The sequence below is a fragment of the Dokdonella sp. genome (genome assembly GCF_039926425.1).
Classification (GTDB): Bacteria; Pseudomonadota; Gammaproteobacteria; order Xanthomonadales; family Rhodanobacteraceae; genus Dokdonella_A.
In genome coordinates this window covers 1-16,330 of sequence record NZ_JBDSWZ010000043.1, presented here as the reverse complement: position 1 = coordinate 16,330, position 16,330 = coordinate 1, and the positions used below count along the sequence as shown (strand labels likewise).

At 64.9% G+C, this 16,330-nt stretch carries 11 protein-coding genes; 6 read left to right on the top strand and 5 right to left on the bottom strand.

All coding sequences use genetic code 11. From position 1 onward, the window contains the following. Positions 1–185: 185 nt before the first annotated feature. Complete coding sequence (locus ABIV12_RS02620) at positions 186–2,525, bottom strand: GH92 family glycosyl hydrolase (RefSeq protein ID WP_348055944.1); 2,340 nt, start codon at positions 2,523–2,525, stop codon at positions 186–188. Positions 2,526–2,767: 242 nt separating this feature from the next. On the opposite strand from ABIV12_RS02620, the gene ABIV12_RS02615 reads away from it, so the two are divergent. From ABIV12_RS02615 to ABIV12_RS02595, 5 genes are read left to right on the top strand one after another with little or no spacing between them, the layout of a single operon-like run. After that, complete coding sequence (locus ABIV12_RS02615; protein ID WP_348055942.1) at positions 2,768–3,808, top strand: LacI family DNA-binding transcriptional regulator; 1,041 nt, start codon at positions 2,768–2,770, stop codon at positions 3,806–3,808. After that, positions 3,805–5,106, top strand: coding sequence for an L-fucose:H+ symporter permease (gene fucP, locus ABIV12_RS02610; protein ID WP_348055940.1), 1,302 nt, complete (start codon positions 3,805–3,807; stop codon positions 5,104–5,106). Before ABIV12_RS02615 ends, fucP begins: the two co-directional genes overlap by 4 nt. Further along, a complete protein-coding gene (locus tag ABIV12_RS02605) occupies positions 5,103–6,095 on the top strand; it encodes a carbohydrate kinase (protein WP_348055938.1) in 993 nt (330 codons plus the stop codon). Before fucP ends, ABIV12_RS02605 begins: the two co-directional genes overlap by 4 nt. A gap of 2 nt (positions 6,096–6,097) precedes the next feature. Beyond that, positions 6,098–7,306, top strand: a complete 1,209-nt coding sequence (locus ABIV12_RS02600; protein WP_348055936.1) for an AGE family epimerase/isomerase — start codon at positions 6,098–6,100, stop codon at positions 7,304–7,306. A gap of 21 nt (positions 7,307–7,327) precedes the next feature. Further along, positions 7,328–11,044 (top strand): GH92 family glycosyl hydrolase, encoded by a 3,717-nt coding sequence (locus ABIV12_RS02595; protein WP_348055934.1) that lies wholly within the window; start codon positions 7,328–7,330, stop codon positions 11,042–11,044. Positions 11,045–11,175: 131 nt separating this feature from the next. Here ABIV12_RS02595 and ABIV12_RS02590 read toward each other — a convergent pair whose 3' ends face one another. Both ABIV12_RS02590 and ABIV12_RS02585 read right to left on the bottom strand, forming a co-directional pair. After that, positions 11,176–11,868, bottom strand: coding sequence for a response regulator (locus tag ABIV12_RS02590; protein WP_348055932.1), 693 nt, complete (start codon positions 11,866–11,868; stop codon positions 11,176–11,178). Next, positions 11,865–13,340, bottom strand: a complete 1,476-nt coding sequence (locus ABIV12_RS02585) for an ATP-binding protein (protein WP_348055930.1) — start codon at positions 13,338–13,340, stop codon at positions 11,865–11,867. The genes ABIV12_RS02590 and ABIV12_RS02585 overlap by 4 nt, the downstream gene beginning before the upstream one ends. 148 nt (positions 13,341–13,488) lie before the next feature. Here ABIV12_RS02585 and ABIV12_RS02580 point away from each other — a divergent pair, with 148 nt between their 5' ends. Then, positions 13,489–14,049 carry a hypothetical protein gene (locus tag ABIV12_RS02580; RefSeq protein WP_348055928.1) on the top strand — a complete coding sequence of 187 codons (561 nt, stop codon included), beginning with the start codon at positions 13,489–13,491 and terminating at the stop codon, positions 14,047–14,049. A 167-nt stretch (positions 14,050–14,216) separates the two neighbouring features. Here ABIV12_RS02580 and ABIV12_RS02575 read toward each other — a convergent pair whose 3' ends face one another. Together ABIV12_RS02575 and ABIV12_RS02570 are read right to left on the bottom strand one after the other, a co-directional pair. Further along, positions 14,217–14,732, bottom strand: coding sequence for a hypothetical protein (locus ABIV12_RS02575; protein ID WP_348055926.1), 516 nt, complete (start codon positions 14,730–14,732; stop codon positions 14,217–14,219). Between the two features lie 63 nt (positions 14,733–14,795). Beyond that, positions 14,796–16,330 (bottom strand): DEAD/DEAH box helicase (locus ABIV12_RS02570; RefSeq protein WP_348055924.1); only part of this gene is annotated, 1,535 nt, incomplete at its 5' end.

The following is a 16,330-nucleotide window of genomic DNA, read 5'->3' as shown; positions in this document are numbered from 1 at the left end:
CGTGGGGTGGCGCGGGTACACGCGCCGCGATGGCGGAACGGTCGCTTTTTGCGGGAACGTGCGATCAAGAGCGCCCCTTCGGTTTTCGGCACCTTCCCCCGCTTCGCAGGGGAAGGATTGAATCCGTGCTCCTTGAGGAGAGAGTACGTCCAACGGCTCAATGGCCCGTCAAACTCTCGCGTTGCCTATCGCGTACTCATTGAATACGGTCGCGCGCTGCGACCCGATGCCCACGTCTTGTTCGGGGTCGCACCCATGACGAATTGCAACTCGCCACCGGCCATGATCTCGTTATGCCGGATGAAGCTGCGCTCCAGCGCCTTGCCGTCGAGCGTCACCGATGCGATGTACGGATGGGCGTCATCGAGTTGGTCCGCGCGGATCGTGAAGTGTTTGCCATTTGGCAGGTTCAACGTGACGCGCGAAACGAACGGCCGTCCGATCACGTACTCGTTGCTCGCCGGCGCAACCGGGTAGAAGCCCATTGCGGTGAACACGAACCATGCGGACATTTCGCCGAGGTCGTCGTTGCCGGCCAGACCATCGACGCGCGCGGCATACTGCGTGTCCATGATCTGCTTCAGGCGTTCCTGCGTTCGCCACGGCTGGCCGGCGTAGTCGTAGAGATAGGCGACGTGGTGACTGGGTTCGTTGCCGTGCGCGTACCAGCCAATCAGACCGGTGATGTCTTCCATGTGCGCGAAGAGGTTGGGATCGACCTTTGCATTGAAGACGCTGTCGATCATCGCGACAAATTTCTGGTCGCCTCCGTGGGATTTGATCAGCCCGGCGATGTCCTGCGGCACGTACCACGAGTACTGCCACGCGTTGCCCTCGGTGTAGTCGGTGCCGTAGCCGCTTTTTGCCGGATCGAATGGCTCGCGGAATGCTCCGCTCGCAACACGCGCGCGCAGGAATCCGGTCTTCCTGTCGTAGGTGTTGCGCCAGTTGCCGGCGCGCTGGTCGAACGACTTGGCGATGTCCGTGCGCCCCATCGCGGCGGCCGTGCGTGCGATCGTCCAGTCGTCAAATGCATACTCGACCGTCTTCGACGCCGCTTCGCCTTCGCGGTCGATCGGCACGTACCCGAGTTTCATGTAATCGCCGAGGCCGCCGTACGGCGCATACCTCGCACTTGCGACCATCGCGTCGAGTGCGGCCTTGGTGTCGTAGCCGCGGATGCCTTTCATATAGGCGTCGGCGATGACCGGCACCGCGTGGTAGCCGATCATGCACCACGTTTCGAGGCCGTGGAACGCCCACACCGGCAGGATGCCCCACGGACTCTGCGCGCGCGAGGCGAGCAATGAATTCACCACGTCGTTGGTTCGCTGCGCGGGCTGGATGATCGTCAGCAACGGATGCAGTGCGCGATAGGTGTCCCACAACGAGAACGTCGACACGTTGGTGTAGCCGTCGGCGCGATGCACGGCGTTGTCCGATCCGCGATAGCGTCCATCGGAGTCCATGAAGAGACTCGGTGCCATCATCGCGTGGTAAGCGGCCGTGTAAAAGCTGCGGCGCATCGGCTCGGGCGCGTCGACGTCGAACACTCCGAGTGCCTCGGTCCATGCAGTACGCGCGTCGCTGCGTACGCGATCGAAATCCCATGCGGGCATGCCGGCATCGAGATTCGCGATCGCGTTGTCCTCGCTGACTGCGGAGATCGAGACCTTGACGATCAGCTGGTGGACGTTGCTGTCGAAATCGACCACGCCGACGAGCGCGCGACCTTCGATCTGCGCCCGTGCAGCAGGAGTGTCGTTTGCCGGCGGCGCGAAGCCCTTGTAGATCACGTCCTGCTCGGTGTTCTGCAGCGAATGGCCACTCGGCGCCTCGGAGAATTTCATCGCAAAGTAGAGCTGGCGCCCGGCGGCCCAGCCGCGCGTCTCGCGGAAACCGGTCAGCGTGCCGTCGGGTCGAATGCGCATCCGCGACCACGACACCTTTCCCGGGTAGTCGTACATGCTCGGGCGAAGGTCAACCAGCACATGCGCGGGTTTGCCGTGGGGAAACGTGTATCGATGAACGCCGATTCGCGGGCCTGCCGTCAGTTCCGCGCGGATGTCGTAGTCGGCCAAGGTGACCGCGTAGTAGCCGGGTTCCGCCTTTTCGTCGTCGTGGCTGAAATGCGAGTAGTAGCCGCTGCCCGGTCTGGTGATGTCGCCGGGTTCCAGCCGCACGTCGCCTGCAATCGGCATCACCAGCACGTCGCCGAGATCGGAATGACCGGTTCCCGAAAAATGCGTGTGCGAGAAACCGAAGAGGGTCGTGTCTTCGTGGCGATAACCCGCGGCCCAGCCGTATCCTTCCTTGCGCGTTTTCAGCTGTGTGTCCGGACTCAGCTGGACCATCCCGAACGGGACCACCGCGCCGGGAAACGTGTGGCCCTCGCCAGCGGTACCGATGAAGGGATCGACAGAGTCATAAGCGCGTTTTCCGTCATAGTCATTTGCAAACGCCACATTGCTGGCACATCCGGTGCATACGAGAAATGCCCAAAGTGCGCAGCGAAAACGCCTCAGCCGGCCGCTCGCGCGATGTTTGGACCGGGAGTGAAGCGTTGGAACAGGCAGATTCGGCATGGCGATTGGTCTCACAGGCGGGTTGCCAGATACTACAGACGAGATTCAAGCATTGGATCGTTCCAATGTTTGACGCTTTCACAAGAGAATAGTCCACTCACGCGGCGTCGCGCAGTGCGCGAATTCGCCAAAATTGCTGATAATCTGTCAAGTTGGAACGATCCAAATTGAACAAGCCAGGGATGCCCCAGCAACAAAAGCTCACCCTCAACGATGTTGCCCGCAACCTCGGGCTCTCGCGCGCGACCATTTCGCTGGTGCTGCGTGGCAGTCCGCTGGTCAAGACGGAAACTCGCGCGCGGGTCGAGGCAGAGATCCAGCGTATCGGATACATCTACAACCGCGCCGCCGCGAATCTTCGCGCGCGCTCCGCGTCGAGTGTCGGCTTGATCGTCAATGACCTTTCCAACCCGTTCTTTGCCGAGTTCGCGGCAGGCGTCGACGAGGCCCTCGCCGCCGTCGGCTTCGTCACGCTCCTCGGCAGTACCGGCGAGTCGGTCGAGCGCCAGCAGGCCGTTCTCTCGTCACTGGTCGAGCATGCACCGGCAGGCATCATCCTGTCGCCTGCCGAGGGCAGTCAGGGATCGGCGGTCGCGCGGGCCGCGGGTGCGCACGTGCCGATCCTGGTGTTCAACCGTGCGCTCGACGGTGACTGGGATTTTCTGGCGATGGACAACCACCGCGGCGCGTATCTCGCAACCGAGCACCTGATTGCGTTGGGGCATCGGCGCATCGCGTTCTTTGGCGGACATCGCGATTCAAGCTCCTGCCGCGAGCGCCTCGAGGGCTATGCCGCGGCGCTTGCCGATGCCGGCCTCACCGCGGAGCCACAGTGGCGCATCGAGGCGGCACCAACGCGCGTCGAAGCAGCGCGTCAGGCCGGAGCGCTGTTCGTGCGCGACCCGGCGCCGACGGCGGCGGTCTGCTACAACGATGCGGTCGCGCTCGGGTTGCAACTCGGACTCGTCGCCCGCGGCCGCAGGCCCGGTATCGATTTCGCAATCGTCGGATTCGACGATATTCCCGAAGCGGCGCTCAGCATGCCCCCGCTCACGACGATCGCGACCGCACCGCGCGGACTCGGCAGGCACGCCGCTGAGCGTATCCTTGCGCGCATGCGTGATCCGTCACTGGAGATTGCGTTGCACACCGAACCGGTCAGCCTGATCGTGCGCGAAAGCACCTGCCCTCCTCCCGAAACCTACGGACACACCGCGAAATGACCGACCGCACTGCGAGCCCGCGTGTCGCCCTGGCGGTGACCACGACGCTGTTTTTCATGTGGGGCTTCATCACCGTGCTGAATGACGTGTTGATCCCGCACCTCAAATCGGTGTTCACGCTCAACTACACGCAGGCCATGCTGGTGCAGCTGATCTTTTTCGGCGCGTACTTCGTAATGTCGCTGCCCGCCGGCAAGGTGATCGAACGGGTCGGCTACCGCAACGGCATCATGATCGGCCTCGCGGTCACCGGGGTTGGCGCGCTGCTGTTCATTCCCGCTGCGCAGACCGTGTCCTACGCCATGTTCCTCGGCGCATTTTTCGTGCTGGCGAGTGGCATCACGCTGTTGCAGGTCGCGGCAAATCCATACGTGAGCCTGCTTGGCGATCCACGCTACGCCTCCAGCCGGTTGAATCTTGCGCAGGCACTCAACTCGCTCGGCACCACGCTCGCGCCGAAGCTCGGAGGCGTTTTGATCCTGTCGGCAACGGTGCTTGGAGCGGCTGAACTCGCGCAACTCGCACCAGCGGAACAACTGGCCTATCGCGCGCAGCAGGCCGCACTGGTGACAGGGCCGTACATCGCGGTCGCCGCGACACTGTTCGTGCTCGCATTCGTCGTCTGGATGTTCCGGCTGCCGCCGCTGACCGAGGCGACCGCAAGTGCCGACGCGCACAAGCACCGCTTTTCCGACGTGTTGCGGCACCGCCACCTGCGACTCGGTGTCGTCGCGATTTTTCTGTACGTCGGTGCCGAAGTGTCGATCGGCAGCTTCATGATCAACTACCTGTCGATGGCGTCGATCGGCAATGTCAGCGAAGCGACCGCCGCGGGCTACGTCTCGCTGTACTGGGGTGGCGCGATGATCGGCCGGTTCGTCGGTTTTGCGCTGATGCGCACGCTCGATCCGCGCCGACTGCTCGGCGGCTGTGCGGCGCTGGCCGCGTTGCTCGTCGCCTGCACGATGGTTGCGCAGGGCAACGTGGCGCTGTGGAGCGTGGTCGCGATCGGCCTGTTCAACTCGATCATGTTTCCCACCATCTTCACGGTTGCGATCGAAGGCATGGGCACGATGACCGACAAGGCGTCGAGCCTGTTGATCATGGCGATCGTCGGCGGCGCAATCGTGCCGGTGCTGCAAGGCGCGCTCGCCGACCACATCGGACTGCAACATGCATTCGTGCTGCCGCTGCTGTGCTACGTCTTCATCGTCTACTACGGATTCGCCGGATCGCTGGTGCGCCGCGCGCCGTCGGCGACGCCGTCTGCCGGGATGGCCGCGAGCTCGCAACGATGAACCGCATCGTCTGCTTTGGCGAAGCGTTGATTGATTTCCTCGCGTTGCCGCCGGGGGATCCGGAGCAGCCGCGCGCGTTTTTGCAGCACGCAGGTGGCGCGCCGGCCAACGTCGCGGTTGCACTTGCACGTCTCGGAAGCCACGCCGAGTTCGTCGGCATGCTCGGCATGGACATGTTCGGCGACTTCCTGCTCGACAGCCTGCGCAAGGCCGGCGTGCACATTGGCCACGTACAACGCACCTGTGACGCCCCAACTGCGCTCGCATTCGTCTCACTCGACGCGCATGGCGAACGCAGCTTCAGTTTCTACCGGCCGCCGGCGGCGGACCTGCTGTTCCGCGAAGCGGTGTTGTCCGAAGCTGCGTTCAAGGGCGCGCGCATCTTCCATGCCTGCTCGAACTCGCTCACCGCCGCACAAATCGCCGATGCAACGTTCACCTGCATGCAGCGCGCACGCAGCGCCGGCGCGCTGGTCAGCTTCGACATGAACCTGCGCCCCGCGCTGTGGCCGTCGGACAAGGACCCGGGCCCGCGCATCTGGGCCGCACTCGCGCGTGCCGACGTGGTCAAGCTCAGTGCCGATGAGCTCGCGTTTCTCGCCTCGCAACTCGGCAACGAGAAAGCGGTCCTCGACAACATCTGGCTCGGCACCGCGCGCTTCGTCGTTGTCACCGATGGCCGGCATCCACTGCGCTGGTTCACGCCAGAACGTCAGGGCACGCTGGAACCGTTCCAGGTTCGCGCGGTCGACACCACGGCCGCCGGGGACGCGTTTACAGCGGGCATGCTGCACGAACTCGCACGCCGCGGGGTCGACACCGCATCGCTGGAGGAGTTCGCATCCGATCCTGCCGCGGTGGGCGACACGTTGCGATTTGCAGCGGCGTGCGGCGCGCTCGCAGTCACGCGGCATGGCGCATTCGCCGCGATGCCGACACGCGATGAGGTGCACGCATTGTTCGGCCGCCATTACGCCCAGCAACTGTAACGATGACCACGACGACCCTGCCGGCGTTCTGTTCGATCGAATTTCTGCGCGAACACGTCGCGCACACGATGGCCTTCTACCACCCGGGGTGCATCGATCCAAGCGGTGGGTTCTTCCACTATTTCAGGGACGACGGCTCGGTCTACGATCGCCGCCACCGGCATCTGGTCAGCAGCACCCGGTTCGTCTTCAACTATGCGATGGCAGCGCGCGAGTTCGGACGCACCGACTATCTCGACGTCGCCCGGCATGGCCTCGAATATCTGCGCAATGTGCATCGCGACCGCACAAGCGGCGCCTACGCGTGGACGATCCGCGACGGTCGCCCCGACGACCGCACGCGACACGCGTATGGCATGGCATTCGTGCTGCTCGCTTACTCGACTGCGCTGAAAGCCGGCATTGGCGAGGTTGCGCCATGGATCGACGAGACGTGGGCGTTGCTCGAAGCGCGCTTCTGGGACAGCGATGCCGGCCTCTATCGCGACGAAGCGGACGCACACTGGACGTTCTCGCCGTATCGGGGACAGAACGCGAACATGCATCTGACCGAAGCGCTGCTCGCTGCATTCGAGGCGACCGGCGATGCCCGCTATCTCGATCGCGCGCTCGCCGTTGCCGACGCGATGACGCGCCGCCAGGCGGCGCAGGCCGGCGGTCTGGTCTGGGAACATTACGACGAGCGCTGGACGATCGACTGGGAGTATCACCGCGACGATCCAAAGCATCTGTTCCGCCCGTGGGGCTTCCAGCCGGGTCATCAGACCGAATGGGCGAAACTGTTGCTGACCCTCGATCGCCACGCGCCACGCGACTGGCTGCTGCCCACCGCAACGCAGTTGTTCGATCGCGCGATCGCACACGCATGGGACGCCGAGTTCGGCGGACTCAGCTATGGCTTCGCACCCGACGGCAGCGTGTGTGACAGCGACAAGTATTTCTGGGTGCAGGCCGAATCGATCGCCGCAGCCGCGTTGCTGCACGAGCGTACGCGCAATGCATCGCACCGACACGACTACGACCGGCTGTGGGCCTATGCGTGGGAGCATTTCGTCGACCACGAGCACGGCGCCTGGTATCGCATTCTCGATTGCGAGAATCAGCACTATTCGAACGAGAAGAGTCCGGCAGGCAAGACCGACTACCACACGATGGGCGCGTGCCACGACGTCATCGCACTGCTGCGCCGCTCACCCTCCGCGTTGACCTGACGCTCCCACAGGACCCTGCTCATGACCCAGCGTCTGCTCGCGTGCCTCATGTTGCTGTCCTCGTTGTGCAGCGTATCCCTCCACGCGAAACCGTCCGCGCATCCCGATGCGCCGATCGACGCCGCCGAATCGGCGCGCCTCGCGGCCGACGTCAAGGCCGAGTTCCTGCATGCGTGGCGCGGCTATCGAAAATACGCGTGGGGCCACGACGATCTCGCGCCGATCAGTCGCAAGCCCTACGACTGGTATGGGCAATCGCTGCTGATGACACCGGTCGACGCGCTCGACACGCTGGTGGTCATGGGGTTGAAGGACGAGGCCGATGACGCGCGCGAACTCATCGCGACGACGCTCGACTTTGACAAGGACATCTACGTCAAGAATTTCGAGATCACGATCCGCCTTCTGGGCGGCCTGCTGTCCGGCTATCAGCTGACCGGCGACGCACGGCTGCTCGCGAAAGCCGAGGATCTCGGCACACGGCTTCTTCCGGTGTTCGATTCGGCAACAGGCCTGCCGTGGGTCGAGGTGAACCTGCGGACCGGCAAGACCCGCAACCCGCTGACCAATCCCGCCGAAACCGGCACGCTTCTGCTTGAATTCGGCACGCTGGCGAAGCTGACGGGCAAGCCCGTTTTCTACGACAAGGCGAAACGCGCGCTGGTCGAGACGTTCAAGAGGCGATCATCCCTCGATCTCGTCGGGGCGACGATCGACGTGCAAACCGGGGCGTGGACCGACACCGATTCGCACGTCTCCGGCGGCATCGATTCGTACTACGAATACCTGTGGAAATGCTGGCGCCTGTTCGGCGACAACGACTGCCTCGCGATGTGGAAGACGAGCATTGCGGCGATCAACGCGCACCTCGCCGACGAGGTCGACGGGCGCTTGTGGTACGGCACGGCCGACATGAACACCGGTCGGCGTACCCACACCACGTGGGGCGCACTCGATGCGTTTTTCCCGGCGCTGCTGGCGATGTCCGGTGATGTATCACGGGCATCGCGTCTGCAGGACTCGTCGTTCTCCATGTGGCAGCTCAACGGCATCGAGCCGGAGGTGCTCGACTACCGCAGCGGTGCCATTCCGTATCCCGGCTACGCGCTACGACCGGAGATCGTCGAGTCGGCCTACTATCTCGCGCGCTACACGCATGACGCGAAGTATCCCGCGATGGGTCGCACGATGTTCCGCGACTTCGTCAAGTATTGCCGCACCGATGCCGCGTACGCAGCACTCGAGAACGTGATCACCAAAAAGAAGAAAGACCGCATGGAGAGTTTCGTCTTCGCGGAAACCTTCAAGTATTACTATCTGCTGTTTGCACCGGAGGCGCTCGACTTCGATGCGATCACCTTCAACACCGAGGCGCACCCGTTGCGTGCCACCTGGCGTGACGCGTCGAAACCGGTCGCCATCGAAGACGCGGCCTCGGAAGTCGACCCGCGCATCGGCACCGCGCACGGCGGCAACGTGTTCCCCGGCGCGGTCGTACCGTTCGGCATGGTGCAGTGGAGTCCGGAGACGACCAGGGGCGATCACGCCCGCGTCGCCGCACCGGGAGGCTACGCGTATGACGCCACGCGCATCCGCGGGTTCGGATTGACACACCTGTCGGGCACCGGTTGCCGCGGCGCAAGCGGTGACATCCCGTTCCTGCCCGTGACCCGCGAACCCGCGACGTCACCGTCGCTGGATGCAAAGGACGACACGTTTTCGAGCACCTATTCGCACGCCAATGAAGTTGCGGAGCCGGGCTACTACGCGGTGCGTCTCGCGAATCGCGTCAAAGTCGAGCTGGCCGCCACGGCGCGAAGCGGCTCGGCGCGCTTCCGCTATCCGTCGGACGTTCCGGCGGCGATGCTGATCCGCACGTCCGACAGCGAAGTCGGCAGCAGCGATGCGGGTGTCGAGATCGATGCTGCGACACGCAGCGTCAGCGGCTCCGTCACCAGCGGCAACTTCTGCGGTTATCTCGACGCCGAGGATCGTCGCAGCTACTACACGCTGTACTTCGTCGCGCAGTTCGATCATGCGTTTTCCGGCACCGGAACATGGGAAGACGGGACGCTGCATCCAGGATCGACCGTCGCGCGCGGCGGCACCGGCTACGGCACCGACGGATTTCCGCCAGCAGGCAAGGGCTCGGGCGCGTGGCTGCGCTTCGATACAACGGGTGAGCGCACCGTCGGCGTGCGCGTCGGCATTTCCTACGTGAGTGTCGCGAATGCGCGCGCGAACCTTGCTGCCGAGAATTCCGAGACGACGACGTTCTCCGATATTCGCGGTCGCGCGCGCGCGGCGTGGAACGCATGGCTGTCGCGCATTGCGATCGACGGCGGCAGCGCCGATCAGCGTCGCGTCTTCCGCACCGCGCTGTATCACGCATCGATGCATCCGAACCTTTTCAGCGACACCAACGGCGACTACCGCGGGTTCGACGGCAAGGTCCATCGCGTCGGTCCGACGCAGCATGCGCAGTACGCCAATTTCTCCGGCTGGGATGTGTATCGGTCGCAGCTGCAGCTGGTCACGATGCTCGACCAGGACATCGGCAGCGACATTGCTCAATCGTTGCTCAACCAGGCCGACCAGAACGGCGGCGAGTGGGACCGCTGGACGCACAACAGCGGAGGAACGCATGTGATGAACGGCGATCCTGCTTCGCCCGCCATCGCGGCGATCCATGCGTTTGGCGGCACGCGCTTCGACGCGAGGAAAGCGCTGGTCTCGCTCGTCCGCGCGGCCGAAGTGCCGACCGCGCACGATCGTGAAAAGCGCGGTTGCGTGATCGAATGCGTTGGCCAGCGTCCGGATCTCGAACGAACGCTTGCACTCGGCTTTGTGCCAGCCGACACGCACGCGTGGGGTGGCGCGGCCGAGACACTCGAGCAGGCAAGTGCCGATTTTGCACTGGGTGCGTTTGCGCAGCGCCTCGGCGATACATCGGCGTCGAAGCGCTTTTTCCTGCGCGCGAGAAACTGGAAGAATCTCTTCCATCCCGACGCCACTCCACACGGCGGCTACATCCAGAACCGCAACGCCGATGGTTCGTGGCCCCCGTTCGATCCGGCGTCGGACGACGGCTTCGCCGAAGGCAGTGCGGCGCAATACCTGTGGATGGTGCCGTTCGACGTGCCCGGGCTGTTCGATGCACTCGGCGGGACCGATCGCGCGATTGCCCGACTCGATGCGCTGTTTCACGACGAGGATGGCAACTGGGCGCTCACCGGGTCCGGCGCGCTGCACGTCGAGATGGACAACGAACCGTCCATCGCCGCGCCGTGGCTGTACGCGGTCGCAGGGCAGCCGTGGAAAACGCAGGCGACCGTGCGTGAAGTCGTCAACACCCTGTGGACGCCGGCGCCGGATGGGATTCCGGGCAACGACGATCTCGGCGCGATGTCGGCCTGGTACGTGTGGTCCGCGCTGGGGATGTATCCGTTGTTTCCAGGCCGTGCGGAGCTCGTTCTTGCGAGTCCGTCGTTCGAGCGCACGGTGATTCGCCGTCCCTCGGGCGACATCGTGATCGACGCTCCTGGTGCACGTACAGATGCCCCACATGTACGCTCGATGCAGGTCGACGGACAGACGTCGACGAAGCCGTGGCTGCCGGCCACGTTTGTCGCGCATGGCGGACACCTTGGATACGAACTCGCGAGCGATCCGCAGCCCGCATGGGGAAGCAAGCCAGCCGATGCGCCGCCCGTGTTTCTACCGTTGACTACAAACTGATCGCGCGCTGCGCCCGCGAAGGACCGACGCGGCGCTTGCGATGCGAATCCTTCCCCTGCAACGCGGGGGAAGGTGGCGGCAGCCGGAAGGGGGCGCTCTCCGCACCCGCGCCTCGAAAGATGGATCGCAGCCTACGGCGCTTCGGACTCCGCGGCCTGCCACTCGAAGCGATAGCCAACGCCATACACCGATGCGATCGGATCGACGCCCATTGCAACGAGCTTGCGGCGCAGATTCTTGATGTGGCTGTCGACCGTCCGGTCACTCACCACGCGATGGTCCTCGTACAACGCATCGATCAACTGCCCGCGCGAAAACACGCGCCCAGGCTGTGCCGCGAGTTTGCGCAGCAGTCGAAATTCCACCGGCGTCAGTGCGAGCGCACGCCCCTGCACGCGCACCTCGAAGCGCACTTCGTCCAGTTCAATCGGTGCGGGTGCGTCGCTCGCGGCCGCCGACGCGCGTCGCAGCACGGCACGTACGCGGGCGACGACCTCGCGCGGACTGAACGGCTTGCAGATGTAGTCGTCGGCGCCAAGTTCGAGTCCGAGCAGGCGATCGATTTCCTCGACGCGGGCGGTGACCATCAGCAGCGGCACCTGCGAAAACGTGCGCACGCCTCGGCAGATCGCGAGCCCATCCTCACCGGGCAACATCAAGTCGAGCAGCACCGCATCGGGCGCATTGTCGCGAATCCATTCGACCGCGCCGGAACCGGTTTCCCGCACCGTCACGCGATAGGCGGAGGCGACGAGATAGTCGTGCAGCAGAGCGGCGATCTTCGGTTCGTCCTCGACGACGAGGATGTGCGCTGCGGCCGTCATGTCGGCCCTGCCGCGGCGAACGGAACACGGACGACGACGCGCAGCCCCCCGAGCGGCGACGGCTCGACCCCGATCGAGCCCCCATGCGCATCGACGATCGCGCGACAGATCGCAAGGCCGAGGCCGGCACCACCCGCCGCACGCGATCGCGATGCGTCGACCCGAAACAGGCGATCGAACAGGTGCGCCAGGTCAGCCGGCGGAACGCCCGGCGGCGTGTCTTCGATGATCACGCGCGCTCCGCCGACGTCCGTCGCGAGTTCGATGCGGATGCGACCGGGTGTATCTGTGTAGCGACGCGCGTTGGCAATCAGGTTGTCGAACAGTTGCGCGAGGCGGCGCACATCGCCGCGCACCGGCGCGACCGTGGCGATCTGCTCCTCGATCGCAAGCCGGGCATCCATGCAGGCAGCGCGCTGCAGATCGATGGCGTCCTGCACGAGCTCGGACAGATCCACTGACTCGAATCGGTACTCGAGCGCGCCGGCATCGGCGAGTGCGAGCTGGTAGAGATCTTCGATCAGGCTCCCCAGGCGCTCGCATTCGGTGTTGAGCGAGTCGAACGCGCGTGGAGTCGGCGCGCGCACGCCATCCTGCAGTGCCTGCACCTCTCCTCGCAGAACGCTGAGCGGCGTGCGCAATTCGTGCGCGATGTCGGCACCCCACTGACGTCGTGCGTCGCGGTGCTTTTCGAGGCTGGTCGCCAGATGATTGAAGTCGGCAGCGAGGACGCCCAGCTCGTCGCTGCGAGCCGTCGGGATGCGATGTGCGTAGTCGCCTGCAGCCAGCGCACGTGTTCCGTCGGCAAGTTCGCGCACGGGCGCGAGCAGCCAGCGCGCGAGTGCGAACGCCAGGAGAAATGCGCCAACCAGCACCGCAAGCCCGGCCAGCAATGCACTGCGCGTCTGCGCCTGAGCAAAGCCAAGGTCGAGTGCGTCACGGATCTGCGGCATGCGCTCGAGGCGCAAGGTACCGATCGTCTGGCCGTCGAGTTCAATGGCGAGATCACGAACGTCGGACGCCGCCGCAACGGTCGGGTTGCCGGCAACCTGGATGCCAGTTGCATCGAGCAGCGCGAGTCGATGCATCAGGTCGGGTGGGCCGGGCGGTGGACCGCGGCGCGGGCCCCGGAATATGTCCGGCCCTCGGTCGTCGACGCGCGGGTCGCGGCGGTCGTCGGGCGGCGACGGTGGATCGTCACGCGCGCGATCACGGCGTCTCGCGTCGCGCAGTTCGATCAGGTCGCCGAAGCGGCGCGGATCGTCGCGCAGGAATTGCCAGCCGCCGTTTTCCAGATAGGCATCCGACAGTCGGGTTGTCGCCGGCTGCAGCCGCTCGATCGACACGTCTTCGAGATAGCCCATGAATCCACTGCGAAACGCATGCTGTTGCCACGCGGCGAATCCGGCGAGCGCGAGAACGCTGAGCGCAGCGAAGGCGAGGAACAGGCGGTGCCATAGACGCAGATGCATGGCGCACACCATACGTCCGCAGGCCATCGGCGCAAACCGTTGCGGGCGAATCTCCCGAATTTCTCCACGATGTCTGCGCACAGTCTGCGCGTTTCACGCGCAGATTGGAGACAGGCCACTCCCGGCCCGAACCCTGAAGGACACGCCAATGTCATCGATCCAACCGAACCGGACCCTGCCCACCCGCCAGCTCCTTGCGTTGCTGCTCTCGCTCGCCTGTGCCGCCGTTGCGAATGCCGCGCCAGGCCCGGGTGGCCCGCGCGGTGGACCGCCGGGCCCACCGCCGGCGCCATCGGCCGAGGAACTCGCAACGATTCCGTCGCTGACCAGCGAGCAGCAGGTCCAGTTGCACACGCTGCTGCTCGAGCGTCGCGATGCACACGCTGCAGTCGCCAAACGGACGCGGGATCTGATGGACGCGCAACGCGACAAGGACCGCACCGAACACGAACGCATCGACGAGCAGAACAGCGGCCGCGTGCGCAAGCTGCTCGGCGACGAAGGATTCCGCCAGTATGCGCAATGGCAACTGGACCATCGCGGGCGCGGTGCGCACGGAGGTCGCGGTGGCCCGCATGGCGGACGCGACGACGGTCCCGACGACGGCCATAACGGTCGCGGTCCCGACGATCGAGGCGTCGGCGATCGTGCCACGCGTCCGGAACCCGGCGACGCAACACCGCCCCATCCACCGGCCCGAGCGGACTGAGTTCCGCTTCGTTCACGATCGCAGGTGAGCGACCCGCGCTGTCCGTCGCCGGCTCACCCGTCCTGGAAACTGTCCCCGCCTGAAAGTGCAGCCGAACGATGGAGTTCCGCATGGACGCGGGCGCTGTCACGCAACCGCGCCGTCGCCGCGATCACCGCGGCGGCGGCTCACTTTTCCGCGAGCAGCTTCTCGACGTTGCGGACCATTGCCTCGGCAAACTGCGCGCCCTTCGCTTTCGCCAATACGCGGTGATACTCGGGCAGCAGGTCCAAGGCATCCTGCTGCGTGTGGCAACGCTCGACCTTCAAGGTGAACAGGAAGGCACGCAGGCCAAGCACCGCAAGGACAGTCTCGTTCATGAACTGGCGAGCGCCGATGACTGCATAGACGCCGCCATGATCGACTGCGGTGGCGTCAGGGACGGACTCCGCCATCGACTCGGCCACCGTCTGGTTGTCGGCAAGCGAACTGCGGTCGGCGACGATGAGCCCCGCGGCAATCAGGTCACGCACGACGGTATCGACATCGCCGAGAACGCGGAACTGCTGGCGGATTTCACCGAGCGTCTGTTCGCCGCGAATCGCAATCAGCAGCACGCGCTGCTGCGGCTTCAGGCGCAGCTGACGATTGGCCACCTCGTTGCGACCACTCGTCGTCTTGGTCGGCAGGTCTGTATCGCGCATGAGATTCCCCTCCCCTCGCCGCAGTATAGCGGCATGCCCTCCGGGGAGCCGCGGGCGCGCGGATTACAACGGTGCGAACAGATCGGCGAGATCGGACTCCTCGAATTTCGCCGTCTGCGTACCGCCGCCGTCGAGCACGGCGCGCGCGAGGTCGGCCTTGCGCTGTTGCAGCGCCTGGATCTTTTCCTCGACCGTGCTCGCGCAGATGAGTTTGTAGACGAACACCGGCTTGTCCTGCCCGATGCGATGCGCGCGGTCAGTTGCCTGCGCCTCGACCGCCGGATTCCACCACGGGTCGTAATGGATCACCGTGTCGGCTGCGGTGAGGTTGAGGCCAACGCCGCCGGCTTTCAGACTGATCAGGAAAATCGGGACATCGCCAGCCTGGAAGCGGTCGACCAGCGCAGCGCGCATGGTGCCCGGGGTGTCGCCGGTGAGGCTCTGATATGGCAGCGCGCGTGCAGCGAGCGCCTTGGCAATCAGTGCGAGCATTTCGGCGAACTGGCTGAACACCAGCACGCGGCGTCCTTCGTCGACCAGGCTGCCCAGCATGTCGAGCAGGTAGTCGAGCTTCGCCGACTGCTTGACGTGACGCGCACCATCGAGCTTGACCAGTCGGGGATCGCAACACGCCTGGCGCAGCTTCAGCAATGCGTCCAGCACGATGATGCCACTCTGCGCGAGACCGCTCCTGCGCACTTCCTCCAGCACGCGCTCGTGCTGGGCGAGACGCAGCGTCTCGTAGAGTTCGCGCTGATCACCTTCGATCTCGATGCGCCGGACGATCTCGGTCTTCGGCGGCAGTTCTTTCAGCACCTCTTCCTTGCGCCGTCGCAGCAGCAACGGCGCGATGCGGCGCTTCAAACGTTCGCGCTTTTCGTCATCGCCGTGCTTCTCGATCGGCGTGCGGAAAAATCGCGTGAAGCGTTTCTCATCGCCAAGCAACCCCGGTTCGACCGCATCGAACTCGGCCCACAGTTCACCCAGATGGTTTTCGAGCGGCGTTCCGGTCATCGCGATGCGCTGGCGGGCGCGCAATTCGCGCACCACCTTCGCCGCCTGGCTCTTCGCGTTCTTGATCGCCTGCGCCTCGTCGAGCACCAGCACCGAATACTCGTGTTCAACCAGTGCATCGCGATCGCGCAGCAACAACGGATAGGTCGTGATGATCAGATCGTGCTGCGGAATCTCGCCGTGCAGCCCGCCGCGCTCCGGTCCGTGCACGACGAGCACGTCGAGGTCCGGAGCAAACCGCTGGGCCTCGCCGTGCCAGTTCGCGACCAGGCTGGTGGGTGCGATCACCAGAGCGGGTTTGTCGAGTCGGCCGCGCAGCTTTTCCGCGAGCAGGTGTGCGAGCACCTGCACCGTTTTTCCGAGGCCCATGTCATCGGCAAGAATGCCGCCAAGACCTGCATCGGAGAGAAAGGCGAGCCACGCGAGTCCGTCGCGCTGGTAGCCGCGCAGGGTCGCGCGAAATCCTTCCGGCTCCACTGCCGGCTCTCGGGGCTGGCGCAGGCGTTCGAGTTCGGCGCGCAGGCGCTCGCCGCCCAGCCACGGCTTGTCCATGCTGTGCGACAGCTGATCGAGCACTTCGGCCT